General features: G+C 68.0%; 16 protein-coding genes and 2 rRNA genes. 5 read left to right on the plus strand and 13 right to left on the minus strand.

Features of this window, described 5'->3' with window-relative positions:
• Positions 1-68 precede the first annotated feature (68 nt).
• Positions 69-3,190, minus strand: a 23S ribosomal RNA gene (locus OIC96_RS20500).
• Positions 3,191-3,504: 314 nt separating this feature from the next.
• Positions 3,505-5,030: ribosomal RNA gene (locus OIC96_RS20505) — 16S ribosomal RNA — on the minus strand.
• The 16S and 23S rRNA genes sit together here, the layout of an rRNA operon.
• Positions 5,031-5,895: 865 nt before the next feature.
• On the opposite strand from OIC96_RS20505, the gene trpS reads away from it, so the two are divergent.
• Positions 5,896-6,900: a tryptophan--tRNA ligase gene (gene trpS, locus OIC96_RS20510; protein WP_330306454.1), complete on the plus strand. Its 1,005-nt coding sequence runs from the start codon at positions 5,896-5,898 to the stop codon at positions 6,898-6,900.
• Between the two features lie 104 nt (positions 6,901-7,004).
• Here trpS and proC read toward each other — a convergent pair whose 3' ends face one another.
• The 3 genes from proC to OIC96_RS20525 form a co-directional block, all read right to left on the minus strand.
• Positions 7,005-7,814, minus strand: coding sequence for a pyrroline-5-carboxylate reductase (gene proC, locus OIC96_RS20515; protein ID WP_330306453.1), 810 nt, complete (start codon positions 7,812-7,814; stop codon positions 7,005-7,007).
• A 211-nt stretch (positions 7,815-8,025) separates the two neighbouring features.
• Positions 8,026-8,862: an ABC transporter permease gene (locus OIC96_RS20520; RefSeq protein WP_330306452.1), complete on the minus strand. Its 837-nt coding sequence runs from the start codon at positions 8,860-8,862 to the stop codon at positions 8,026-8,028.
• Complete coding sequence (locus OIC96_RS20525) at positions 8,859-9,728, minus strand: ABC transporter ATP-binding protein (protein ID WP_330306451.1); 870 nt, start codon at positions 9,726-9,728, stop codon at positions 8,859-8,861. Before OIC96_RS20525 ends, OIC96_RS20520 begins: the two co-directional genes overlap by 4 nt.
• Before the next feature lie 306 nt (positions 9,729-10,034).
• Here OIC96_RS20525 and OIC96_RS20530 point away from each other — a divergent pair, with 306 nt between their 5' ends.
• The gene (locus tag OIC96_RS20530) at positions 10,035-11,456 is read left to right on the plus strand and encodes a SulP family inorganic anion transporter (RefSeq protein WP_330306450.1); all 1,422 of its coding nucleotides are present in this window, start codon (positions 10,035-10,037) and stop codon (positions 11,454-11,456) included.
• Here OIC96_RS20530 and OIC96_RS20535 read toward each other — a convergent pair.
• From OIC96_RS20535 to OIC96_RS20545, 3 genes are all read right to left on the minus strand, one after another.
• Entirely contained in the window at positions 11,420-12,223 is an 804-nt protein-coding gene (locus tag OIC96_RS20535) for a class I SAM-dependent methyltransferase (protein ID WP_330306449.1), read from the minus strand. The two genes, OIC96_RS20530 and OIC96_RS20535, sit on opposite strands and share 37 nt — an antisense overlap.
• Before the next feature lie 303 nt (positions 12,224-12,526).
• Positions 12,527-13,024, minus strand: coding sequence for an EamA/RhaT family transporter (locus OIC96_RS20540; protein WP_330306448.1), 498 nt, complete (start codon positions 13,022-13,024; stop codon positions 12,527-12,529).
• Positions 13,025-13,174: 150 nt separating this feature from the next.
• Positions 13,175-13,495 carry a peptidase gene (locus OIC96_RS20545; RefSeq protein ID WP_330306447.1) on the minus strand — a complete coding sequence of 107 codons (321 nt, stop codon included), beginning with the start codon at positions 13,493-13,495 and terminating at the stop codon, positions 13,175-13,177.
• Between the two features lie 134 nt (positions 13,496-13,629).
• Here OIC96_RS20545 and OIC96_RS20550 point away from each other — a divergent pair, with 134 nt between their 5' ends.
• The gene (locus OIC96_RS20550) at positions 13,630-15,789 is read left to right on the plus strand and encodes a serine/threonine-protein kinase (RefSeq protein WP_330306446.1); all 2,160 of its coding nucleotides are present in this window, start codon (positions 13,630-13,632) and stop codon (positions 15,787-15,789) included.
• Between the two features lie 103 nt (positions 15,790-15,892).
• On the opposite strand, the gene ilvD is transcribed toward OIC96_RS20550, so the two are convergent.
• The 4 genes from ilvD to OIC96_RS20570 all read right to left on the minus strand — a co-directional run bounded on the left by ilvD (position 15,893) and on the right by OIC96_RS20570 (position 20,679).
• Positions 15,893-17,746 carry a dihydroxy-acid dehydratase gene (gene ilvD / locus OIC96_RS20555; RefSeq protein WP_330306445.1) on the minus strand — a complete coding sequence of 618 codons (1,854 nt, stop codon included), beginning with the start codon at positions 17,744-17,746 and terminating at the stop codon, positions 15,893-15,895.
• Between the two features lie 169 nt (positions 17,747-17,915).
• The gene (locus OIC96_RS20560; protein WP_330306444.1) at positions 17,916-18,533 is read right to left on the minus strand and encodes a TetR/AcrR family transcriptional regulator; all 618 of its coding nucleotides are present in this window, start codon (positions 18,531-18,533) and stop codon (positions 17,916-17,918) included.
• Entirely contained in the window at positions 18,530-19,354 is an 825-nt protein-coding gene (locus OIC96_RS20565; protein ID WP_330306443.1) for a sugar phosphate isomerase/epimerase family protein, read from the minus strand. The genes OIC96_RS20560 and OIC96_RS20565 overlap by 4 nt, the downstream gene beginning before the upstream one ends.
• 392 nt (positions 19,355-19,746) lie before the next feature.
• Complete coding sequence (locus OIC96_RS20570) at positions 19,747-20,679, minus strand: Ppx/GppA phosphatase family protein (protein ID WP_330306442.1); 933 nt, start codon at positions 20,677-20,679, stop codon at positions 19,747-19,749.
• Positions 20,680-20,750: 71 nt separating this feature from the next.
• Between OIC96_RS20570 and OIC96_RS20575 the strand changes: the two genes are divergently transcribed.
• Positions 20,751-21,611 carry a hypothetical protein gene (locus OIC96_RS20575; RefSeq protein ID WP_330306441.1) on the plus strand — a complete coding sequence of 287 codons (861 nt, stop codon included), beginning with the start codon at positions 20,751-20,753 and terminating at the stop codon, positions 21,609-21,611.
• A 63-nt stretch (positions 21,612-21,674) separates the two neighbouring features.
• Here the strand turns inward: OIC96_RS20575 and OIC96_RS20580 are convergent, their stop codons facing one another.
• The gene (locus OIC96_RS20580) at positions 21,675-23,450 is read right to left on the minus strand and encodes a BACON domain-containing protein (RefSeq protein ID WP_406501897.1); all 1,776 of its coding nucleotides are present in this window, start codon (positions 23,448-23,450) and stop codon (positions 21,675-21,677) included.
• A gap of 199 nt (positions 23,451-23,649) precedes the next feature.
• Here OIC96_RS20580 and radA point away from each other — a divergent pair, with 199 nt between their 5' ends.
• Positions 23,650-25,059 carry a DNA repair protein RadA gene (radA, locus tag OIC96_RS20585; RefSeq protein WP_327430649.1) on the plus strand — a complete coding sequence of 470 codons (1,410 nt, stop codon included), beginning with the start codon at positions 23,650-23,652 and terminating at the stop codon, positions 25,057-25,059.
• Positions 25,060-25,075 lie beyond the last annotated feature (16 nt).

The raw sequence follows: 25,075 nt of genomic DNA on the forward strand, positions 1-25,075 counted from the left end.
CCGGAGCCGTGGCATAGCTACGACGGTTGTTCGTGGTTTCAGAACCAACACAGTGGACGCGAGCAACTGAGGACAAGCCCTCGGCCTATTAGTACCAGTCACCTCCACCCGTTACCGGGCTTCCAGATCTGGCCTATCAACCCAGTCGTCTACTGGGAGCCTTACCCTCTCAAGGAGGTGGGAATACTCATCTCGAAGCAGGCTTCCCGCTTAGATGCTTTCAGCGGTTATCCCTCCCGAACGTAGCCAACCAGCCATGCCCTTGGCAGGACAACTGGCACACCAGAGGTTCGTCCGTCCCGGTCCTCTCGTACTAGGGACAGCCCTTCTCAATATTCCTGCGCGCGCAGCGGATAGGGACCGAACTGTCTCACGACGTTCTAAACCCAGCTCGCGTACCGCTTTAATGGGCGAACAGCCCAACCCTTGGGACCGACTCCAGCCCCAGGATGCGACGAGCCGACATCGAGGTGCCAAACCATCCCGTCGATATGGACTCTTGGGGAAGATCAGCCTGTTATCCCCGGGGTACCTTTTATCCGTTGAGCGACGGCGCTTCCACAAGCCACCGCCGGATCACTAGTCCCGACTTTCGTCCCTGCTCGACCCGTCGGTCTCACAGTCAAGCTCCCTTGTGCACTTACACTCAACACCTGATTACCAACCAGGCTGAGGGAACCTTTGGGCGCCTCCGTTACTCTTTAGGAGGCAACCGCCCCAGTTAAACTACCCATCAGACACTGTCCCTGATCCGGATCACGGACCCAGGTTAGACATCCAGCACGACCAGACTGGTATTTCAACGACGACTCCACAAACACTGGCGTGCCTGCTTCAAAGTCTCCCAGCTATCCTACACAAGCCGAACCGAACACCAATATCAAACTGTAGTAAAGGTCCCGGGGTCTTTCCGTCCTGCTGCGCGAAACGAGCATCTTTACTCGTAGTGCAATTTCACCGGGCCTATGGTTGAGACAGTCGAGAAGTCGTTACGCCATTCGTGCAGGTCGGAACTTACCCGACAAGGAATTTCGCTACCTTAGGATGGTTATAGTTACCACCGCCGTTTACTGGCGCTTAAGTTCTCAGCTTCGCCACCCCGAAGAGTGACTAACCGGTCCCCTTAACGTTCCAGCACCGGGCAGGCGTCAGTCCGTATACATCGCCTTACGGCTTCGCACGGACCTGTGTTTTTAGTAAACAGTCGCTTCTCGCTGGTCTCTGCGGCCACCCCCAGCTCAGGAAGTAAATTCCCTCACCGGTGATGGCCCCCCTTCTCCCGAAGTTACGGGGGCATTTTGCCGAGTTCCTTAACCATAGTTCACCCGAACGCCTCGGTATTCTCTACCTGACCACCTGAGTCGGTTTAGGGTACGGGCCGCCATGAAACTCGCTAGAGGCTTTTCTCGACAGCATAGGATCATCCACTTCACCACAATCGGCTCGGCATCAGGTCTCAGCCTCATGTGCGACGGATTTGCCTATCGCACGGCCTACACCCTTACCCCGGGACAACCACCGCCCGGGATGGACTACCTTCCTGCGTCACCCCATCACTCACCTACTACAGGTCTGGTCCGTCGGCTCCACCACTCCCCTTTGCCCGAAGGCTCCGGGGCGGCTTCACGGACTTAGCATCGCCTGGTTCGATGTTTGACGCTTCACAGCGGGTACCGGAATATCAACCGGTTATCCATCGACTACGCCTGTCGGCCTCGCCTTAGGTCCCGACTTACCCTGGGCAGATCAGCTTGACCCAGGAACCCTTAGTCAATCGGCGCACACGTTTCTCACGTGTGTATCGCTACTCATGCCTGCATTCTCACTCGTGAACCGTCCACCACTGCCTTCCGGCGCGGCTTCACCCGGCACACGACGCTCCCCTACCCATCCATACGGGCGTTGGCCCTATTGTATGAATGACACGACTTCGGCGGTACGCTTGAGCCCCGCTACATTGTCGGCGCGGAATCACTAGACCAGTGAGCTATTACGCACTCTTTCAAGGGTGGCTGCTTCTAAGCCAACCTCCTGGTTGTCTCTGCGACTCCACATCCTTTCCCACTTAGCGTACGCTTAGGGGCCTTAGTCGATGCTCTGGGCTGTTTCCCTCTCGACCATGGAGCTTATCCCCCACAGTCTCACTGCCGCGCTCTCACTTACCGGCATTCGGAGTTTGGCTAAGGTCAGTAACCCGGTAGGGCCCATCGCCTATCCAGTGCTCTACCTCCGGCAAGAAACACACGACGCTGCACCTAAATGCATTTCGGGGAGAACCAGCTATCACGGAGTTTGATTGGCCTTTCACCCCTAACCACAGGTCATCCCCCAGGTTTTCAACCCTGGTGGGTTCGGTCCTCCACGACCTCTTACAGCCGCTTCAACCTGCCCATGGCTAGATCACTCCGCTTCGGGTCTTGAGCGCGCTACTAAATCGCCCTATTCGGACTCGCTTTCGCTACGGCTTCCCCACACGGGTTAACCTCGCAACACACCGCAAACTCGCAGGCTCATTCTTCAAAAGGCACGCAGTCACGACGCATTGAGTAAACTCAATGCGCGACGCTCCCACGGCTTGTAGGCACACGGTTTCAGGTACTATTTCACTCCGCTCCCGCGGTACTTTTCACCATTCCCTCACGGTACTATCCGCTATCGGTCACCAGGGAATATTTAGGCTTAGCGGGTGGTCCCGCCAGATTCACACGGGATTTCTCGGGCCCCGTGCTACTTGGGTGTCTCTCAAACGAGCCGCTGATGTTTCGACTACGGGGGTCTTACCCTCTACGCCGGACCTTTCGCATGTCCTTCGCCTACATCAACGGTTTCTGACTCGTCTCACAGCCGGCAGACTGTGAAAGAGAGATCCCACAACCCCACATGCGCAACCCCTGCCGGGTCTCACACGCATATGGTTTGGCCTCATCCAGTTTCGCTCGCCACTACTCCCGGAATCACGGTTGTTTTCTCTTCCTGCGGGTACTGAGATGTTTCACTTCCCCGCGTTCCCTCCACATACCCTATGTGTTCAGGTATGGGTGACAGCCCATGACGACTGCCGGGTTTCCCCATTCGGAAACCCCCGGATCAAAGCCTGGTTGACGGCTCCCCGGGGACTATCGTGGCCTCCCACGTCCTTCATCGGTTCCTGGTGCCAAGGCATCCACCGTGCGCCCTTAAAAACTTGGCCACAGATGCTCGCGTCCACTGTGCAGTTCTCAAACAACGACCAACCACCCATCACCCTGCCCTACTGGGCAAGTTCACTGGGGCCGGCACTGAAGGCAGCCGTATCGGCCGTACCTTCAGACACCCAACAGCGTGCCCGACACCCTCGCCACTCGTGATCAGCTTTCCACGCCCCGAAGGACAGTACTCACAGCCCGAGATGACTGACGGTGCCGAATAATCAACGTTCCACCCATGAGCAACCAGCACCGGACATTCGCCGATGTACTGGCCTCTGACCTCACCCCGGAGGGATCGGTAAGAAGTGCTCCTTAGAAAGGAGGTGATCCAGCCGCACCTTCCGGTACGGCTACCTTGTTACGACTTCGTCCCAATCGCCAGTCCCACCTTCGACAGCTCCCTCCCACAAGGGGTTGGGCCACCGGCTTCGGGTGTTACCGACTTTCGTGACGTGACGGGCGGTGTGTACAAGGCCCGGGAACGTATTCACCGCAGCAATGCTGATCTGCGATTACTAGCAACTCCGACTTCATGGGGTCGAGTTGCAGACCCCAATCCGAACTGAGACAGGCTTTTTGAGATTCGCTCCGCCTCGCGGCTTCGCAGCTCTTTGTACCTGCCATTGTAGCACGTGTGCAGCCCAAGACATAAGGGGCATGATGACTTGACGTCGTCCCCACCTTCCTCCGAGTTGACCCCGGCAGTCTCCTGTGAGTCCCCATCACCCCGAAGGGCATGCTGGCAACACAGAACAAGGGTTGCGCTCGTTGCGGGACTTAACCCAACATCTCACGACACGAGCTGACGACAGCCATGCACCACCTGTACACCGACCACAAGGGGGCGACCATCTCTGGCCGTTTCCGGTGTATGTCAAGCCTTGGTAAGGTTCTTCGCGTTGCGTCGAATTAAGCCACATGCTCCGCTGCTTGTGCGGGCCCCCGTCAATTCCTTTGAGTTTTAGCCTTGCGGCCGTACTCCCCAGGCGGGGAACTTAATGCGTTAGCTGCGGCACCGACGACGTGGAATGTCGCCAACACCTAGTTCCCACCGTTTACGGCGTGGACTACCAGGGTATCTAATCCTGTTCGCTCCCCACGCTTTCGCTCCTCAGCGTCAGTAATGGCCCAGAGATCCGCCTTCGCCACCGGTGTTCCTCCTGATATCTGCGCATTTCACCGCTACACCAGGAATTCCGATCTCCCCTACCACACTCTAGCTAGCCCGTATCGAATGCAGACCCGGGGTTAAGCCCCGGGCTTTCACACCCGACGTGACAAGCCGCCTACGAGCTCTTTACGCCCAATAATTCCGGACAACGCTTGCGCCCTACGTATTACCGCGGCTGCTGGCACGTAGTTAGCCGGCGCTTCTTCTGCAGGTACCGTCACTTTCGCTTCTTCCCTGCTGAAAGAGGTTTACAACCCGAAGGCCGTCATCCCTCACGCGGCGTCGCTGCATCAGGCTTTCGCCCATTGTGCAATATTCCCCACTGCTGCCTCCCGTAGGAGTCTGGGCCGTGTCTCAGTCCCAGTGTGGCCGGTCGCCCTCTCAGGCCGGCTACCCGTCGTCGCCTTGGTGAGCCACTACCTCACCAACAAGCTGATAGGCCGCGGGCTCATCCTTCACCGCCGGAGCTTTTAACCCCCACCCATGCGGGCAGGAGTGTTATCCGGTATTAGACCCCGTTTCCAGGGCTTGTCCCAGAGTGAAGGGCAGATTGCCCACGTGTTACTCACCCGTTCGCCACTAATCCACCCCGAAGGGCTTCATCGTTCGACTTGCATGTGTTAAGCACGCCGCCAGCGTTCGTCCTGAGCCAGGATCAAACTCTCCGTGAATGTTTACCCGTAATCGGGTGGACACCACGAGAGCGGAACCAAGGGGAGGAATAATCCCCTCGGTTCACAGCGTCCTCGCTGTGCGCCTACCAGGCAGTGCCCGGCAGGACTTTTTCAAAGGAACCTCGTCCCAGCCGATCGGCCGGAGACGGGGTATCAACATATCTGGCGTTGATTTTTGGCACGCTGTTGAGTTCTCAAGGAACGGACGCTTCCTTTGTACTCACCCTCTCGGGCTTTCCTCCGGGCGCTTCCCTTCGATCTTGCTTTGTTTTTGTTTCGTTCTTGCGTTTCCGACTCTATCAGATCGTTTCCGGTCCGATTTTCCTCGGTGCTTTCCAGGTTTCCGCTTTCGCGTTTCCCTTTCCGGCGGTTCCGACTCTATCAGATCCTTTCGGGCCTGATTCCCAGTCAGCGGGGCTTGTCTTCGCGGCTGTTGGGCCGTTCCGACGAGTGAGACTTTAGCGGATTCCTGGCTCCCGAGCTAATCGGGGTGGCGCCCTTTCGAACGCGGATTCCTCATTCCGCAAACACGCATGAAAACGATCCGACGACGGGTCGCCGTTCGTTGAGTGCTTGTTGCGGAGTGGCTGTCCGGGGACCGACCGGGGTCGGCGCTCACGTCGGACAACTCGGAGAACACTACGTACGGGGTAGGGGCGTGTCAACTCCGCTCCAGGGTGCCCCCTGGAGGCGTACTCTCGGAGCCATGACTACGCATACGTGCACCCAGCAGTGGTGGGCCGCCTGACGGCGGCCGTACTCACGTATGTACTCAACGGCCGCCGCCTCGGCGGCCGTTTTTGTGTCTCCCTCCTGGAGGACCGGCCGGCGGGCGCGGCGGCCTCGACCAGGAGGTGGAGAGATGACGCGGATCTTCAGTGGGGTCAAGCCGACCGGGCATCTGACGCTGGGGAACTACTTGGGGGCCGTACGGCGGTGGGCCGTGGTCGATCAGCACCGGGCCGACGCCCTGTTCTGCGTCGTGGACCTGCACGCGCTGACCGTGGACCACGATCCGGGGCGGGTGCGCAGGCTCAGTAGGCAGGCGGCGACGCTGTTGCTGGCGTCCGGGCTCGATCCTGAGCTGTGCACCGTGTTCGTACAGAGTCATGTGGACGAGCACGCGCGGCTGTCGTATCTGCTGGAGTGCGTCGCGACCGACGGGGAGATGCGGCGGATGATCCAGTACAAGGAGAAGGCCGCGCGCGAGCGGGAGCGGGGCGGGAGTGTTCGGCTGTCGCTGCTGACGTATCCCGTACTGATGGCGGCGGACATCCTGGCGTACGGGACCGATGAGGTGCCGGTGGGTGATGACCAGACGCAGCATGTCGAGCTGACCCGGGATCTGGCGGTGCGGTTCAACCAGCGGTACGGGCACACGTTCGTGGTGCCGCGGGCCGTCCGTCCGGAGGTTGGGGCGCGGGTCATGAATCTTCAGGAGCCGACGTCGAAGATGGGGAAGAGCGATGACGTCGGGCCGGGGGTCGTGTATCTGCTCGACGAGCCGGATGCCGTGCGGAAGAAGATCATGCGGGCCGTGACGGACAGCGGTAGCGGGCAGGACGTCGTGTACGACCGGGAGGCGCGGCCCGGGGTCTCCAATCTGCTGGAGATTCTCGCGGCGTGTGAGGGTGGGAACCCCGAAGCCTTGAGCGGTGTATATGAGTCGTACGGCGCTTTGAAGAAGGACACCGCCGAGGCCGTGGTCGAGCTCCTCAGGCCCGTACAGGAAAGGCACAAGCAGTTGTGCGCGGATCCTGTGTATGTGGAGGGGGTGCTGCGAGACGGTGCGGAGAAGGCCAGAGGGATGGCCAGGCCGAGGGTGGACGCGGCGTATCGGGCGATCGGGTTGCTGGCGGCGGGCTGAAGTAGCAGTGAGCTGAGGGAACAGTGGGCTGAAGGACGGTGGGGCCGGGGGCGGGCCCGGTCCCACGTCGTTCAGTTCCAGCTGTTGGCTCAGGCCGGCGTTTGCTAGCTGTTACCGGAGGCGAGTTCGCGGCTGCGGTCGCGGGCTGCCTCCAGCGCGGCAATGAGCGCTGCGCGGACGCCGTGGTTCTCGAGTTCGCGGATCGCGTTGATCGTGGTGCCCGCGGGGGACGTGACGTTCTCGCGGAGCTTCACGGGGTGCTCCCCGCTGTCGCGGAGCATCACGGCGGCGCCGATCGCGGACTGGACGATCAGGTCGTGGGCCTTGTCGCGGGGCAGGCCGAGCAGGATGCCCGCGTCCGTCATGGCCTCGACCAGATAGAAGAAGTACGCCGGTCCCGAGCCGGAGAGGGCTGTGCAGGCGTCCTGCTGGGACTCGGGGACGCGGAGCGTCTTGCCGACGGCGCCGAAGATCTCCTCGGCGTGCGCGAGGTGCGCTTCGGTGGCGTGGCTGCCGGCGGAGATGACGGACATGGCCTCGTCGACAAGGGCGGGCGTGTTCGTCATGACACGGACGACCGGGGTGCCTGTGGCCAGGCGCTCCTCGAAGAAGGAGGTGGGGATGCCTGCCGCGCCGCTGATGACCAGGCGGTCGGCGGGGATATGCGGGGCGAGTTCGTCGAGGAGGGTGCCCATGTCCTGCGGCTTGACCGTGAGGATCAGGGTGTCGGCGCTCTTGGCTGCCTCCGGGTTGGTGACCGCGGTGACTCCGTAGCGTTCCTGGAGTTCCTTGGCTCGCTCCGGGCGGCGGGCGGTGACCAGGAGGTCGGTGGGGGCCCAGCCGGCTCGGATCATTCCGCTGAGCAGGGCTTCGCCGATCTTGCCGGTGCCGAGGACTGCGACTTTCTGGGTCATGGTGCGGGTGCCCTCCGGGGGTGCGTCGTCCTGGGGTCATCCTCGCACTCGGGGTGCGGGCTGGGTTGGGTTGTCCGTTGGGCGGACGCCGGTTGCTTGGTTGCCCGGCGCTGGTGCTGGGCGCGGGGGCTGCGCAACCCGGCGCTGACGGGCGACGACCGGCTGGTGCCCCGCCCCGGCGGCACGACCGCCGACTACAGCTACGGCGGTCCTATGCCGTCCGCCTCCGCAGCGTTGCCGCGCCCAAGGTCAGAACCAGCAGGGCGCAGCCCGCCACGATCAGGGCGTCGCGGATGAAGGTGGCGGTCATGTCGGTGTGTTTGAGGACTTCGTTCATGCCGTCGACGGCGTAGGACATGGGGAGGACGTCGGAGATGGCTTCGAGGACGGGGTGCATGTTGGAGCGGGGGGTGAACAGGCCGCAGAGGAGGAGTTGGGGGAAGATCACGGCCGGCATGAACTGGACGGCCTGGAATTCCGAGGAGGCGAAGGCCGAGACGAAGAGGCCGAGGGCTGTGCCGAGCAGGGCGTCGAGGAGGGCGACCAGCAGGAGCAGCCAGGGGGAGCCGGTGACGTCCAGGCCCAGGAACCAGACGGCCAGACCCGTGGCCAGGACCGACTGGACGATGGCCAGGGCGCCGAAGGCCAGGGCGTAGCCGGCGATCAGGTCGCCCTTGCCGAGGGGCATGGCGAGCAGGCGTTCGAGGGTGCCGGAGGTGCGCTCGCGGAGGGTGGCGATCGAGGTCACCAGGAACATCGTGATGAGCGGGAAGATCCCGAGGAGGGAGGCGCCGATGGAGTCGAAGGTGCGCGGGCTGCCGTCGAAGACATAGCGGAGCAGGAACAGCATCACGCACGGGATCAGGATCATCAGCGCGATCGTGCGCGGGTCGTGGCGGAGCTGGCGCAGTACTCGGGTCGCGGTGGCGGTGGTGCGGGAGAGGTTGAGCGCGCTGGGGCGTGCTGTCGCGCCGGTGCTGGGGCCCGCGCCCGTACCCGTACCCGTACCCGTACCCGTGCCGGGGCTCGTGGCCGAGGTGGTGGTCATCGGTGGGTCTCCTTGCGCGGGACGCCGGACGGGGAGGCGGTGTCGGTCGTGTCGCTCGCCGCGGACTGGTTGCCCGCAGCGATCGCCTCGTCGACCAGGCGGAGGAAGGCGGCTTCGACGGTGTCGGAGTCGGTGCGTTCACGCAGGGCGTCGGGGGTGTCGTCGGCGAGGATCTGGCCCTCGCGCATCAGGAGGAGGCGGTGGCAGCGCTCGGCCTCGTCCATGACGTGGGAGGAGATCAGGAGAGTCGCTTTCCGTTCGGCGGCGATGGTGTGGAAGAGGTTCCACAGGTCGCGGCGCAGGACGGGGTCGAGGCCGACGGTGGGTTCGTCGAGGACCAGGAGTTCCGGGGTGCCCAGCAGGGCGACCGCGAGGGAGACGCGGCTGCGCTGGCCGCCGGAGAGGTTGCCGGCGAGGGAGTCGGCGTGGGAGGTGAGGTCGACGTCGGTGATGGCCTGGGTGACGCCCGCATGGCGGCGTTCGGCGGCGGCGCGGCCTGGGTCGAGGATCGCGGCGAAGTAGTCGAGGTTCTGGCGGACGGTCAGGTCGTCGTAGACGGAGGGGGCTTGGGTGACGTAACCGATGCGGGAGCGGAGTGCGGGGTCGCCGGCGGGGCGGCCGAGGACTTCTAGGGTGCCGGTGACTTTCGCCTGGGTGCCGACCATCGAGCGCATCAGGGTCGATTTGCCGCAGCCGGAGGGGCCGAGCAGGCCGGTGATCTGGCCGCGCGGTACGGCGAAGTCGAGTCCGCGCAGGACGGTGCGGGTGCCGCGTACGACGGTGAGGTTTTCGGCGCGGACGGCGGGTGGGGTGGTGGAGTCGGGTGGCCCTGCGGGGTCGGGTGGGCGCGACTCAATAATCATCATGTGATGAATATTCCTCCTGTGGTGCGTGCCGGTCAAGCCCGGAGCGTCCGGCGGCGCAGGCGCGCGTCGGCGTGATCGGAAGGGGGCGCTCCGGCGCACGGCGGGGTGGTGCGCTTCCGCGTTCACGGGGCGGTTACGCGGAAGGGGTGCGCGATCAACTCCCTTACCTGACAATGGATTTCAGTGCGCGGTCATATGCCGAGGTGCCGGGGTGCCATCGATCCGTGCCGCGCCGTACGTCCGCCGCGCCCTCCCCCGGCGCGGCGCCCACGCATCTCCCGCTTCTCTACCGGAGGTGCAGTTGTCATGCGCAAAGCCGATCTCTTCGCGTCTCTCGTGGTGTTTCTCGTGGCGCTGCCCCTGTGCGTGGGGGTCGCCATAGCCTCCGGTGTGCCGGCCGAGCTGGGGCTGGTGACCGGGATCGTCGGCGGTCTGGTGGCCGGAGTGATGCCCGGCAGCAGCCTGCAGGTCAGTGGGCCCGCGGCCGGGCTCACCGTGCTCGTGTACGAGGCGGTGCAGTCGTACGGCGTCCAGGCGCTGGGTGTGCTGGTGCTCGGGGCCGGGCTGGTGCAGTTCGGGCTCGGGGTGCTGCGCCTCGGGCGCTGGTTCCGGGCCGTGTCCGTGGCCGTGGTGCAGGGGATGCTCGCCGGGATCGGGCTCGTGCTGATCGCGGGCCAGGTGTACGCGATGGGTGATGCCTCCGCGCCCGCGAGCGGGCTCGGGAAGATCGCGGGGCTGGTCGCGCTGGCCGGTGACGCGGATCCGGTGGCGTTGGCGATCGGCGGCGCCACCGTCGTCGTACTGCTGCTGTGGCCGCGGTGGCGGCGGGGGGCGCGGGTGGTTCCCGCGCCGCTGCTGGCGGTGGCGCTCGCGTCGGCCGTGACCGGGGGGTTCGACCTGTCCGTGCGGCGGGTCGAGGTGCGTGGGCTGCTGGATGCCGTACGGCCGCCGGGCCTCGCGGATGTGGGGCGGCTTACGGAAGTGGGCGTGATCGGGACGGTGCTGGCGTTCGCGCTGATCGCTTCGGCCGAGTCCTTGTTCAGCGCGGCGGCGGTGGACCGGCTGCATCGGGGGCCGCGGACCGACTACGACCGGGAGCTCATCGCGCAGGGCGCGGGGAACGCCGTGTGCGGGGTGCTCGGGGCGCTGCCTATGACCGCGGTGATCGTACGGAGTGCGGCGAATGTGCAGGCCGGGGCTCGGACGAAGGTGTCACGGGTGCTGCACGGGGTGTGGTTGCTGCTCTTCACTGCTGTGGTGCCCGGGGTGCTCGGGGTGATTCCGGTGGCGGCGCTGGCGGGGCTGCTCGTGCACGCGGGCTGCAAGCTCGTGCCCGTACGGGAGGTGGGGGTGTTGTGGCGCGGGCATCGCGGGGAGGTGGTGGTGCTGAGCGTGACCGCGGTGGCGATCGTCGTCGGGAATCTGTTCGAGGGCGTGCTGGTCGGGCTCGCGCTCGCCGTGGCCAAGACCGCGTGGGACATCAGTCATGTGCATGTAGAGACCGAGGACCGGGGGGCCTCGGGGATGGTCGTACGGGTCGTCGGCAACGCCACGTTCCTCCGGCTGCCCAAGCTGCTGGACGCGTTGGAGGCGTTGCCGCACGACCGGGACGTACGGCTGGAGTTGGGCGGGTTGCGGCATGTCGACCACGCGTGCGCGGCGGCCCTGGAGGGGTGGGCCGCCGGGCGGGATCACGAACGGGTCGCCACCAGCAGGTCCACGACGTAGGTCTCCTCCACGATTCCGTCCGGGAAGGTCGGCAGGAGATGGCGTCGCTCCTCGGCGAGGAACGCGGCGGTGCGTTCCTCGCCGAGGACCAGGAACGCCGAGTGGCTGCCGATGTTGGCGAGGTGCGTGTCGAGGGGAACGCGGCGGCTCCAGCGGACCTGGCGGCGGGCGAAGGTGAGCCGGCCGCTCGGGTCGGCGAGGGCGGTGGCGGCTCTTGCGCCGCTGCCGCTCTTTTCGACCACCAGGTCGATGCCGAGGTAGCGCTCGGCGCGGGTGGCTGCCGCCGCGATCCACGGGACGTCCAGGGCGTCGGTGTTCCACCAGAGGGCCAGGGCGCCGCCTGGGCGCAGGACGCGGAGGGCCTCCGGGACGGAGCGGGTCGGGTCGGTCCAGTGCCAGGACTGGGCGTAGGTGAGGAAGTCGGCGGAGGCGGTGGCCAGGGGGAGGGCGTTGCCGTTGCCTCGGACGATCGGGATGTGGGGGTGGGTGCGGCGGAATTCGGCGGTCATGCCGGCGCCGGGTTCCACGGCGAGCACGTGGGCGCCCCGCTGGTGGAGGAGGGTGGTTGCTATGCCGGTGCCGGCGCCGATGTCCATGACTCGTGAGCCGGTGAGCGGGCGCTCGGCGAGGGCTTCTATGGCTTCGAAGAGGGTGGGTGGGTAGGAGGGGCGGTTGGCGGCGTATTGGGCTGCCGCCGTGTTGAAGGAGTGGGCTCGGGTGGGGTGGGAGGGCGGGGTGGGTGGGGTTGGTGGGGTGGGAGGGGTCATGGGTTCATGGTGGCGGGTGGGGGGAGTTGGGGTGAGGGGTTTTTCGCCCCCGCCGCCCCTACCCGTCCCATCCCGTACCTGGGGGCTGCGCCCCCAGACCCCCCTCAAGATTGCGCCGTTCCCCGCGCCCCTGAAGAGAGTCGTCTGCGGGACGGTGGGGGCTGGTCGCGCAGTTCCCCGCGCCCCTAACGGCTCGGGGCTGCGCCCCGTCGCCCCCGGCCCGCCCCCGGTTCTTTTAGGGGCGCGGGGAACTGCGCGGCCAGCCCCCACCGGCCCGCACCCGAACAAACAACGCCCGCCTGCTCAGCGATGGTTGCGCTTTCGGGATGGGTTGCCGGTGCGGCGGGTGGTGCGGCGGGTGTACTGGTCGCGGGCCGTTTCGTACTCCTCGCGGTGGAGGCTTTCGCCGGGGGCCTCGGTGAGGGAGCGGAAGGCGTAGGCGAGGAGGGAGCCGATGAAGCCGATGGCCAGGAGGCCGCGGAGGGAGGCCTGGCGGTCGGGGTCGGGGCGCTTGGTGAACGCGTCCCAGGTGTGGCGGAACGCGAGGGCGCTGCACACCGCGAACATCACCACGACCATGAGGGTCACGGGTGTTCCCACGTCCGCGATGGCCAGGCCCTGGTAGGCGAACCGGAGGACGAAGCAGGCGGCCACCGCGGCGGCGAGGGAGCCTGCGGCCACGCCGATCCGGCGGCCGGTGTAGCCGCCGTCGTGGTCGACCCACGTCGTGCCGAAGAAGCGCAGGGGTTCGGGCTGGGGCCCCGCGGGGGTGCCGGTTCCGGTGTTGGTCTCGTCGCTCACGTGACGATTATTGCTAGATGGGCACCCGGGAACCCGCCGGCAGGGTGCGGACGATGGTGAAGTGCGTGCCCGGGCCGCGCTGCGGTGAACCCTCCGACCAGCATGCCCCGTCTGCCCGACAGGAACTTCACCATCGTTCCCCCGCTGTCGTCAGGAGCAGCGCACCGCGACGTAGCCGTCGGTGCCCGTCTTCACGTACGCGTCCGAGACGAACTGCGCGTTGGCGATGTTGTCCCAGATCTTCGACGTTCCGTACGGACCGGTGACCGACTCTCCCGGGCACTGGCAGCGGATCGGGATGCTTGAGCCCGCCGGCAGGGTGCGGACGACGGGGTAGTGCGTGCCCGGGCCGCTGCGGACGTTGACGTTGTAGCCGGGTGCGAGCGGGTACGTGAGCGTCGCTGCCGCGCTCAGCGGCTCCGCTTCCGCCGTCTCCCCCGCGCCCGTGATCTCTATGTCTTCCGTGGCCATTCCGGCCTCCCCCGTTGATTGGTTCACGCCAAATTCATGCTGTGCGCCGAGGCTAGCAAGCCGACAAGGATTCGCACGAAGCATCGACTAGGCTCTGCGCGTCGCGCATGCGGACGGACACACGGGGGTGAGTGATGCCGCCACAGCGCAGTACGGGTACGGATCCGGAAGCGGAACATCCGCGCTATGCCGGGCAGTACCTGCTGGAGGCGGAACTCGGCTCCGGTGGCATGGGAATCGTGCATCTGGCGCGGTCCGCCTCCGGGTTGCGGCTCGCCGTCAAAGTCGTACACGCCGAGTTTGCCCAAGACCCCGAGTTCCGGGGGCGGTTCAAGCAGGAGGTCGCGGCCGCCCGGCGGGTGAGCGGTGCCTTCACCGCGCCCGTCGTGGACGCCGACCCCGAGGCCGATCACCCGTGGATGGCAACCCTGTTCATCCCCGGGCCGACCCTCGCCGAGCATGTGAAGCGGAATGGGGCGCTGCCCCCGGCCCGGCTGCGTCATCTCATGGCCGGTCTCGCCGAGGCCTTGCGTGACATTCATCGGGCGGGCGTTGTCCACCGCGACCTCAAACCCAGCAACGTACTCCTGGCCGATGACGGACCGAAGGTCATCGACTTCGGTATCTCGCGGCCTTCTGACAGTGAATTGCGTACGGAGACGGGGAAGTTGATCGGCACTCCGCCGTTCATGGCCCCTGAACAATTCCGCAGGCCACGGCAGGTCGGGCCGGCCGCCGACATCTTCGCGCTGGGCTCGGTGATCGTTCACGCGGCCACCGGGAGTGGGCCCTTCGACTCCGACAGCCCGTATCTCGTGGCGTATCAAGTCGTCCATGACGAGCCGGACTTGACAGGCGTACCGGACGATCTGCTCGACCTTGTCGCCCGCTGTCTCGCCAAGGAACCCGAGGACCGGCCCACACCGGACGACCTGATGACCGCGCTGCGGTCGGTTTCGGCCTCGTACGACACTCAGGCGTTCATTCCCGAACAGCGCACCGGGAATGAACGGGAGTCGGCGCCGTCCGTGAAGGGACGTTCTCCGGAGCAGCCGAAAGGCGAGCGCCCGGAGCGGACCGACGACCGTACCCACTCGGCCGCCGTGAAGAGGTCCCGGCCGCGCCGGCGGCTTCCCGCTGCCATCGCCACGGCTGTGCTCACCGTCGGCGTCGGTGCCTTCGCCTTCCTCAGCTGGTCGGACACCCCGACCCCGGAGCGACGCGCCGAACCGACGTCGAAGAGCATTTTCGAGCCGTGGGACGTCGAGCTGAGCGCGCACGGCGTCAAGGCCGCCGGTCAGCCGCAATGCACGTACACGCCCCACAAGCTGTACTGCATCCGGGCCGGCGTGCTGGCCGCCTCGGTCGATCCGGCGGACGGCAAGGTGCTGTGGTCACGGGGCGACCCGGGGTGGCGGAGCGACGACGTCACGAGCGCGCCGGTCTTGTCCGGTGGGCTCCTGCACGTCCTCAGCCGGGGTGGACATCGGCTGACGGCGCTCGATCCCGCCACGGGAGCAACCCGGTGGAGCCGCGACGTCACGCGCTACGACGGCGGCATCGCCCACGTCGGCGGCGTCGTTCTGCTCACCGGCCGCGACTCCAAGGTCACCGCGCTCGACGCGGCGACCGGGAAGCAGATGTGGCAACACCCCATCCCTGGGCAGTCGTTGCCGAGGTTCTCCTCGTACGGGGACGGAGTCGCGTACGCCGTGACGCTGGCCGGAGGGCAGACCCGAGTGGCCGCGGTCGATCCGGAGACCGGCGCCATGAGCTGGCAGCGGCGTATGGACAACTCGCTGAACCTCGTGGGCGCCCATGACGGCGTGCTCTGGTTCACCTCGACGAACACCGCCCAGTACACGGAAGCGATCGTGCGATACGACGTCGCCGACCGCACCGTCAGGCGTGTCGAGCTGCGCTTCCCGCTGTCCGGGGCGCAGGCCGTCGTCCAGGGGGACACGGTCTATCTGCTGGCCGACGGCGGTTCCCTGGTGGCCATGAACACCAAGACGTCGGCCCAGGTATGGCGGGTGGAGACGTCCATCAGCTGGGCTTCGGCCCCCACCGTGGCCGGAGACCGTCTCTACCTCACCGCCGCGGACGGCCGCCTCCTCGCTGTCGACACCGCCCACGGCACCCTGCTCGGGCAGACGAAGGCGCGCCTGGGTGACAAGCGGGGTTCACTCGTCAACGTGCTCCCGGCCCCCCTCGCCGCCGGCAACAAGGTCTACTCCACCGCCCCCGACGGCTCCCTCTTCGCGGTCGACGCGCGCGATCCCTCGGCCTGGTGACCGCGGTCCCCCGGCCTGGTGACACGGAAGGGGGCCGCCCCCGAAGGAGCGGCCCCACAGACCAAGCGTCAGCCCGGCTGAGAAGTCCCGGCCGGGAAACGTGTCAGCCCAGCTTCGAGACGTCCCGCACCGCGCCCTTGTCCGCGCTCGTCGCCATCGCGGCGTAGGCGCGGAGGGCGGCCGAGACCTTGCGGTCGCGGTTCGCCGGGGCGTAGACGCCGCCCAGGGCGGCGCGGCGCGTGTCCAGCTCCTCGTCCGACACGAGCAGTTCGATCGTACGGTTCGGGATGTCGATGCGGATGCGGTCGCCGTCCTGGACCAGGGCGATCGTGCCGCCGGAGGCGGCCTCCGGGGAGGCGTGGCCGATGGACAGGCCGGACGTGCCGCCGGAGAAGCGGCCGTCGGTGATCAGGGCGCAGGTCTTGCCGAGGCCGCGGCCCTTGAGGAACGAGGTCGGGTAGAGCATCTCCTGCATACCCGGGCCGCCCTTGGGGCCCTCGTAGCGGATGACCACGACGTCGCCGTGCGTGATCTCCTTCTTGAGGATCTTGTCGACGGCCTCGTCCTGCGACTCGCAGACGACCGCCGGGCCCTCGAAGGTCCAGATCGACTCGTCGACGCCCGCCGTCTTCACGACGCAGCCGTCGACCGCCAGGTTGCCCTTGAGGACCGCCAGGCCGCCGTCCTTGGAGTACGCGTGCTCGGCGGAGCGGATGCAGCCGCCCTCGGCGTCCTCGTCCAGGGCCTCCCAGCGCTCGGACTGGGAGAAGGCCTCGGAGGAGCGGACGCAGCCGGGGGCCGCGTGCCACAGCTCGATCGCCTCGGGGGACGGGGAGCCGGCGCGCACGTCCCACGTCTTCATCCAGTCCGAGAGGGACGGGCTGTGGACCGAGTGGACGTCCTCGTTCAGCAGGCCGGCGCGGTGCAGCTCGCCCAGCAGGGCCGGGATGCCGCCCGCGCGGTGCACGTCCTCCATGTAGTACGTACGGTCCTTCGCCACGTTCGGAGCGACCTTGGCGAGGCACGGCACCCGGCGCGAGACCTCGTTGATCTCGTCCAGACCGAAGGGGACGCCCGCCTCCTGGGCGGCCGCCAGCAGGTGCAGGATCGTGTTGGTGGAGCCGCCCATGGCGATGTCGAGGGCCATGGCGTTCTCGAACGCGGCGTGCGTGGCGATGTTGCGGGGCAGCACCGACTCGTCGTCACCGTCGTAGTAGCGCTTGGTGATCTCGACGACCGTGCGGGCCGCGTCCTCGTACAGGCCCTTGCGGGCGGTGTGCGTGGCGAGCACCGAGCCGTTGCCGGGGAGGGACAGGCCGATGGCCTCCGTCAGGCAGTTCATCGAGTTGGCGGTGAACATGCCGGAGCAGGAGCCACAGGTCGGACAGGCGTTCTCCTCGATACGGAGGATGTCCTCGTCCGAGATGTTGTCGTTCACGGCGTCGGAGATCGCGTCGACCAGGTCGAGCGTACGGACCGTGCCGTCGACCAGGGTGGCGCGGCCGGACTCCATGGGGCCGCCGGAGACGAAGACCGTCGGGATGTTCAGGCGCAGGGCCGCCATCAGCATGCCGGGCGTGATCTTGTCGCAGTTCGAGATGCAGATCAGGGCGTCGGCGCAGTGGGCCTCGACCATGTACTCGACGGAGTCCGCGATCAGGTCGCGGGACGGGAGGGAGTACAGCATGCCGCCGTGGCCCATCGCGATGCCGTCGTCGACCGCGATCGTGTTGAACTCGCGCGCGATGCCTCCGGCGGCGGTGATGGCCTCGCTGACGATGCGGCCGACCGGCTGGAGGTGGGTGTGGCCCGGCACGAACTCCGTGAAGGAGTTGGCGACCGCGATGATCGGCTTCCGTCCGATGTCCGCACCCGGTACACCGGAGGCACGCATAAGGGCGCGTGCGCCCGCCATGTTGCGTCCGTGGGTGACTGTGCGGGACCTCAGCTCGGGCATCGTCGCTCGCTCCTTCGGAGATGTGTGACTGCTGTCGAGCGTACGCCGGTGCGCCACGATACGGACAGGGTGTCCGAAATGCGGGATGCCTGTCTCGGCTTTCGGCTGCGGGTCGTACGCGGCCGGGCTCGTCCTCGTCCCGGTTCAGGGGCCGTCAGGTGGCCCTGCACTAGGGGGCCGTCAGATGGCCCTGAACTACCGGTGCCACCCTTGCCACGATCTGTTCCGGGTCCGCCGACGCCAGGGGCTCGACCTTGATCACGTATCGCAGCATCGCGATCCCTACGAGCTGCGCCGCCGCCAGCTCGGCGCGCAGTTCCGCGTCGGGGGCGTCCAGCTGCCCGGCGATGCGGCGCAGCAGCTGGGTGGCGACCAGGCGGCGGAAGACGGCGGCCGCGGTCTCGTTGTTCACGGCGGAGCGGAGGATCGCGAGCAGCGGTGTGCGGGTCGCCGGGTTCTCCCAGATGCCGAGGATGAAGCGGGTCAGGCGCTCACCCACGGTGTCGAGCGGGCCGTCCTCGACCGTGTCCGAGGCGCCGAGGGCGGGCGCGAAGGCGACCTCGATGGCCGCCTCGAAGACCTGTTCCTTCGTGCCGAAATAGTGGTGCACGAGCGCGGAGTCCACCCCGGCCGCCTTGGCGATGCCGCGGACCGACGTCTTCTCGTAGCCCCGCTCGGAGAACTCCTCGCGGGCCGCCTCCAGGATGCGGTCGCGGGTGGCGGGGGCCGCCTCCGTCTGCGTACGAGTGGGGCGTCCCCGGCCGCGACGGGGGGCGGCGTCCGTCACCGGCGGGGCACCTTCACCGCGGAGGCGAGGTGGAGCCGAGTGAAGGCCAGGGCCTCCGCCAGGTCCGCCTCGCGTTCGATGCTGGACATCGCGCGACGGGTGTTGACCTCGATGACGACATGGCCGTCGAATCCGGAGAGCGCGAGCCGTTCGAGCAGCTCGGCGCAGGGCTGGGTGCCGCGGCCCGGGACGAGGTGCTCGTCCTTGTTGGAGCCGTTGCCGTCGGCGAGGTGGACGTGCCCGAGGCGGTCGGCCATGCGGTCGATCATCTGCAGGGCGTCGGTACGGGCGGTCGCCGTGTGGCTGAGGTCGATCGTGAAGTGACGGTAATCGTCCTTCGTCACGTCCCATTCGGGGGCGTACGCCAGCATCTCGCGGTCGCGGTAACGCCAGGGGTACATGTTCTCGACGGCGAACCGTACGTCCGTCTCGTTCGCCATCCGCCAGATCCCGCTGACGAAGTCACGTGCGTACTGGCGCTGCCAGCGGAACGGGGGGTGTACGACGACGGTGCTCGCGCCGAGCTTCTCGGCCGCCGCCTGGGCGCGCTGGAGCTTGATCCACGGGTCGGTGGACCACACCCGCTGGGTGATCAGCAGGCAGGGGGCGTGCACGGCGAGGATCGGGATCTGGTGGTAGTCGCTGAGGCGGCGGAGGGCTTCGATGTCCTGGCTGACCGGGTCGGTCCAGACCATGACCTCCACGCCGTCATAGCCGAGGCGTGCGGCGATCTCGAAGGCCGTCGCCGTCGACTCCGGATACACGGACGCCGTGGACAGCGCGACCTTCGCATCCGGGATGCGTACGACTGGTTCTGCCACGAGGGACAGCGTACGGGGTGCCTCCGGCGGTTCGGCGGGGGTGGTTCGCTTCGGCCGGGGGTTCTTGTGGCTGCCGGCCGGGGTGGGGGTTGGCCTGCGGCCGGGCGCCTTTTCGCCGTTGCAGGGGGCTGTCGTGGGCGGGTGCGGGTTGTGTGTGGCTGGGCGCGCAGTTCCCCGCGCCCCTGGGGTGGGGGCTCGCCGTGGGCCCGTGCGGGTTGTGTGTGGCTGGGCGCGCAGTTCCCCGCGCCCCTTTCGGGGCGCGCGTCTCATGCTCGTGCTGGTTGTCGGTTGTGGCTGGGCGCGCCCGCGCGGCGGAGCCGCACAGTGTCACAGCCCCGCGCCCCCTTCGGGGCGCGGGGATCATGCTCGTGGAGCCGTCTGCTTCTACGTGTCTACTCCGAAGCCATGTGGTCGAGGCGGCGGAGGATGACGCCCTCGCGTAGGGCCCAGGGGCAGATCTCCAGGGTTTCCACGCCGAAGAGGTCCATGGCGCCCTCGGCCACCAGGGCGCCGGCGAGGAGTTGGCCGGAGCGGCCGGGGGAAACGCCGGGGAGTTCGGCGCGTTCGTCGGCGGTCATGGAGGCGAGGCGGGGGACCCAGTCCTCGAGGGTGCGGCGCTTGAGTTCGCGCTGGACGTAGAGGCCCTCGGTGGAGCGGGCGGCGCCGGCCAGGCGGGCGAGCTGCTTGAAGGTCTTGGAGGTGGCGACCACGTGGTCGGGGGCGCCGAAGCGGCTGAACTCGCCGACCGTACGGGCGATCTGGGCCCGCACATGGCGGCGCAGCGCCTTCACCTCGGCGGGGTCGGCCGGGTCGGTGGGCAGCCAGCCCGCGGTCAGCCGGCCGGCGCCGAGCGGCAGCGACACGGCCGCGTCCGGTTCCTCGTCGATGCCGTACGCGATCTCCAGGGAGCCGCCGCCGATGTCGAGGACGAGCAGCTTGCCCGCCGACCAGCCGAACCAGCGGCGGGCGGCCAGGAAGGTCAGCCGGGCCTCTTCCGCCCCGGTCAGGACCTGGAGCTCGACGCCCGTCTCGGCCTGCACCCGGGCCAGCACATCGTCGGCGTTGCTGGCCTCGCGTACGGCGGAGGTCGCGAACGGCAGCATGGCCTCGACGCCCTTGTCCTCGGCCGCCTCGAGCGCGTCCTGGACCGTCTCGATCAGTTTTTCGACGCCTTCGGGGCCGATCGCCCCGCTCTCGTCGAGCAGTTGGGCAAGCCGCAATTCGGCCTTGTGCGAATGCGCGGGCAGCGGGCGTGCGCCGGGGTGGGCGTCCACCACCAGCAGATGCACCGTGTTCGAACCCACGTCGAGGACACCGAGTCTCATGTACGGAACGCTACTGCGCCTACAGCCGTCGACCGTCGCCGGAGCGGGCAGAAGCGACTTACCCTGGACGGGTGCCAAAGACGAAAAAGGCGAAGCCCGACAAATCCCCCAAGGGTTCGTCGAAGAGTTCTTCGCAGGCGAAGGCGTCCCCGTCCAAGAAGTCCACGAAGAAGGCCGCTGTGTCCGACGAGAAGGGCCTCGACTTCGCTCGCGCATGGGTGGAGTTTCCGGATCCCACCGACGACGAGCAGGTCTTCCGGTGCGATCTGACATGGCTGACCTCTCGCTGGAACTGCATCTTCGGAAGCGGCTGCCAGGGCATCCAGGCGGGCCGCGCCGACGACGGCTGCTGCACGCTGGGCGCCCACTTCTCCGACGAGGACGACGAGAAGCGGGTGGCCGAGCATGTGGCGAGGCTCACGCCGGACGTCTGGCAGCACCATGACGTGGGCGTGGCCACCGGCTGGGTCTCGGAGGACGAGGACGGCGACCGGCAGACCCGGCCGTATCAGGGGTCCTGCATCTTCCAGAACCGGCCCGGGTTCGCCGGCGGCGCGGGCTGCTCGCTGCACATCCTGGCGATCAAGGAGGGCCGCGAGCCGCTGGAGACCAAGCCGGACGTCTGCTGGCAGCTGCCCGTGCGCCGGACGTACGAGTGGATCGACCGGCCCGACGACACCCGGGTGCTCCAGGTCTCCATCGGTGAGTACGACCGCCGCGGCTGGGGTCCGGGCGGCCATGACCTGCACTGGTGGTGCACCTCGGCGACCTCGGCGCACGGCGCGGGCGACCCGGTGTACGTCTCCTACCGCCCGGAGCTGATCGAGCTGATGGGCAAGGAGGGGTACGGCCGCCTGGTCGAGCTCTGCGAGGCACGGCTGGCCTCGCAGCTGCCGCTGCTGGCACCGCATCCGGCCGACCCGGTGGGCTGAGTCCTGGCCGGCCTGGTGGGCTGAGGCCCACCAGCCACACCAGCCACACTGGTCCCACCAGGCTTACGAGGACGGGCTCGGGTCGCCGCTGTCGCCGGGCGGTGGCGTCGAGCCCCCCGGGTCGGAGGGGGCCGAGTCCGTGGGGGTCGGCTGGGGGTCGGACGGCGTCGGATCGCTGGGCGTCGGGGTCGGCGTCGGGTCGCTCGGTGTGGGGTCGGGGTCGGAGGGGGTCGGGTCGCCGGGCGTCGGGCCGGGGCCCGGGCCGCCGGGATCGGGGTCGGACGGGCCCGCGTTCCCGTATCCGTCGATCGTGACCACGGCGCCCGCCGGTGCGATCGACACCCGCGCGCTCCAGGGGCCCACCGGCTCGCGAAGATGATCGACGTACACCTTGATCGTCAACGATTCGCCCGGTGCGAGGGTTCCCGACGGCTGGCTCAGGTAGAGCCAGGACACCCCGGTGTGCGCGGACCAGTGCACCGGTGCACTCCCGGACGCGGTCAGCGTGACGAGGGTCGTGTCACCGCTGCTGCCGGCCGCCACGGAAAGGTGTCCGGCGTTCTGGCCCGGGGTGCTTCCCGGGGTGCTGACGACTTCCACGGAGACGTCGGGCGAACGGCTGCCCTTGGTGAAGCGGGCGTCGGGTTTGGTGCTGGCGTTGCCCGCGTTCTCGTAGCCGCCCGTCTCTTCACCATTGATGCCGTCGGGGCCGTGCGCCTCGCTCGCGGTGACGGAGCGGCCGTCGGCGCCCTCGCCCGTGAGGGGCGCGCCGCGGTAGGCCGCCCAGAGGGCGAGGACGGGCGCGGCCACCACCGTGGCGACGACTGTGGTCGTGACGGCACGCGCGCGTAGACGGTCCCTTCGCGCGGCGTGATCCTTGGGGTCCATCGGGAAACCGCGCCGGTCGAAGCGCGGAGCGCTGCCCCGCGCGCGGGGGGCGTGCGCCATCGCGACGTGCAGGGCGGCGCGCGGTGCCTCCAGGACCGGGAGCGCGGCGGGCGTGACGCTGGTGCCGGGCCAGGCGCCGGGGACCGCGCGCTCGGCGGTGCGGCGGCAGCGCGGGCAGTCGTCGACGTGCCGGACGAGTTCGCGGCGCAGGGTGGCGCTCAGGACGAGCTGGTGGTCGCCGGTGAGGCGGGCGACGCTCGGGCAGGTGCCGGTCTCCACCACGGCGAGGGCCGCGCGGGTGCGCTCGACCTCGCAGGCGGCGCAGGCGAGCAGCTCACGCGCCTTGACGAGGTCCAGGCCGAGGACGGCGGCGACCTCGTGGGCGGCGAGCTGGTGGCGCACGGCGAGTTCGAGCGCCTCACGCTGCTCGGGGGTGGTGCCGGCGGCCTCCGGCCAGGCCAGCAGGGCGAGTTCGCGCTGGCGCTGCGCCTGGGCCTCTTCGGACACGGGGGCGCTCAGCGCCTCGGCCGCGCGCCGGTCGGCGGCGCCCTTGGCACGCCGGCCTGCGGTGTCCTTGTGGGGCGCGCGGCGCCCGGAGGCGTGCGCCGCCTGGCGCCTGCGCCGGGCCTCGGTCAGTTTGCGCAGACAGGACCAGCGTGCGAGCGCGTACAGCCAGGCCCTGCGGTCGTCCGCGGACTCCGGGCCGCGCGGGCTCCGGCGCTCGGCCAGTGCGAGGACGTCCCCGAGGGCGGCGGTGGCCGCGTCGTGGTCGCACAGCACGGACAGGCAGTAGGTGAACAGGCCGTCCAGATAGGGCTCGTAGCGCGCGGGAGGGCGCTGAGCCATGGTGCGGGTGCTCGCGCCACGGGGCGTGCTCACCCGCTTGCGCGCGTCTCCGTGCGCCCGGTGTGCGCCGGTGGTGTGCGTGGAGGTCTCCGGACTGCTGCTCATCACCCGTGCGACCGTAGGCGCCCGGAGGTGGCCCCTTCTTCCCCCTTGAGCACATTTAATCCGTACGGGTGAAACGATCCCTCAAAAGGGGACACGAACCTCCGATTCCATGGCCTGGGCCTTCACGGGCGGCGATGGCAGGCCATGGCATATGACATGCGGGGCCGGACTGTCAGTGGGCTCGGCTACGGTTCCGTGCATGGCTGCCCGTACGAAAACCGCGAAGGACCGGCCGTCCTACCGCTGCACCGAGTGCGGCTGGCAGACGGCCAAGTGGCTCGGCCGCTGCCCCGAGTGCCAGGCGTGGGGGACGGTCGAGGAGTACGGCGCGCCCGCGGTACGGACGACGACTCCGGGCCGCGTCACCACCTCCGCGGTGCCCATCGGACAGGTCGACGGCAGGCAGGCCACCGCCCGCTCCACCGGCGTGCCCGAGCTGGACCGCGTCCTCGGCGGCGGTCTCGTGCCCGGTGCGGTCGTCCTGGTCGCGGGCGAGCCGGGGGTCGGCAAGTCCACGCTCCTGCTCGACGTGGCGGCCAAGTCGGCGAGCGACGAGCACCGCACGCTGTATGTGACGGGTGAGGAGTCGGCGAGCCAGGTGCGCCTTCGCGCCGACCGCATCAAGGCGATCGACGACCACCTCTACCTGGCCGCCGAAACCGACCTGGCCGCCGTCCTCGGCCACTTGGACGCGGTGAAGCCGTCCCTGCTCATCCTGGACTCCGTGCAGACGGTCGCCTCCCCGGAGATCGACGGAGCGCCCGGCGGCATGGCCCAGGTGCGGGAGGTCGCCGGAGCGCTCATCCGCGCCTCCAAGGACCGCGGCATGTCCACCCTCCTCGTGGGCCACGTCACCAAGGACGGCGCGATCGCGGGCCCCCGCCTGCTCGAACATCTCGTGGACGTCGTCCTGAGCTTCGAGGGCGACCGGCACGCGCGCCTCAGGCTGGTCCGAGGGGTCAAGAACCGTTACGGGACCACGGACGAGGTCGGCTGCTTCGAGCTGCACGACGAGGGCATCACGGGCCTCGCCGACCCGAGCGGCCTGTTCCTGACCCGCCGCGCCGAACCGGTCCCGGGCACTTGCCTGACCGTCACCCTGGAGGGCCGCCGCCCCCTGGTCGCCGAGGTCCAGGCACTCACGGTCGACTCGCAGATCCCCTCCCCCCGTCGTACGACGTCCGGTCTGGAGACCTCCCGCGTCTCGATGATGCTGGCCGTTCTGGAGCAGCGCGGCCGGATCACCGCCCTCGGGAAGCGGGACATCTACTCGGCGACGGTCGGCGGCGTGAAGCTCTCCGAGCCCGCCGCGGACCTCGCGATCGCGCTCGCCCTCGCCTCCGCGGCGAGCGACACCCCACTCCCCAAAAACCTCGTGGCGATCGGCGAAGTGGGGCTCGCGGGCGAGGTCAGACGGGTCACGGGAGTCCAGCGCCGGCTCGCCGAAGCCCACCGCCTGGGCTTCACGCACGCCCTCGTACCGACCGACCCGGGCAAGATCCCTCCCGGTATGAAGGTCCTGGAAGTCGCCGACATGGGCGACGCCCTGCGAGTCCTCCCGCGCTCCCGTCGTCGAGAGGCCCCACGGGAGGAGGAAGAGCGCCGGTAGACTTTGCCCTGGTCTC

Origin of the sequence: Streptomyces sp. NBC_00775, from assembly GCF_036347135.1 — a bacterium.
Lineage (GTDB): Bacteria > Actinomycetota > Actinomycetes > Streptomycetales > Streptomycetaceae > Streptomyces > Streptomyces lutosisoli.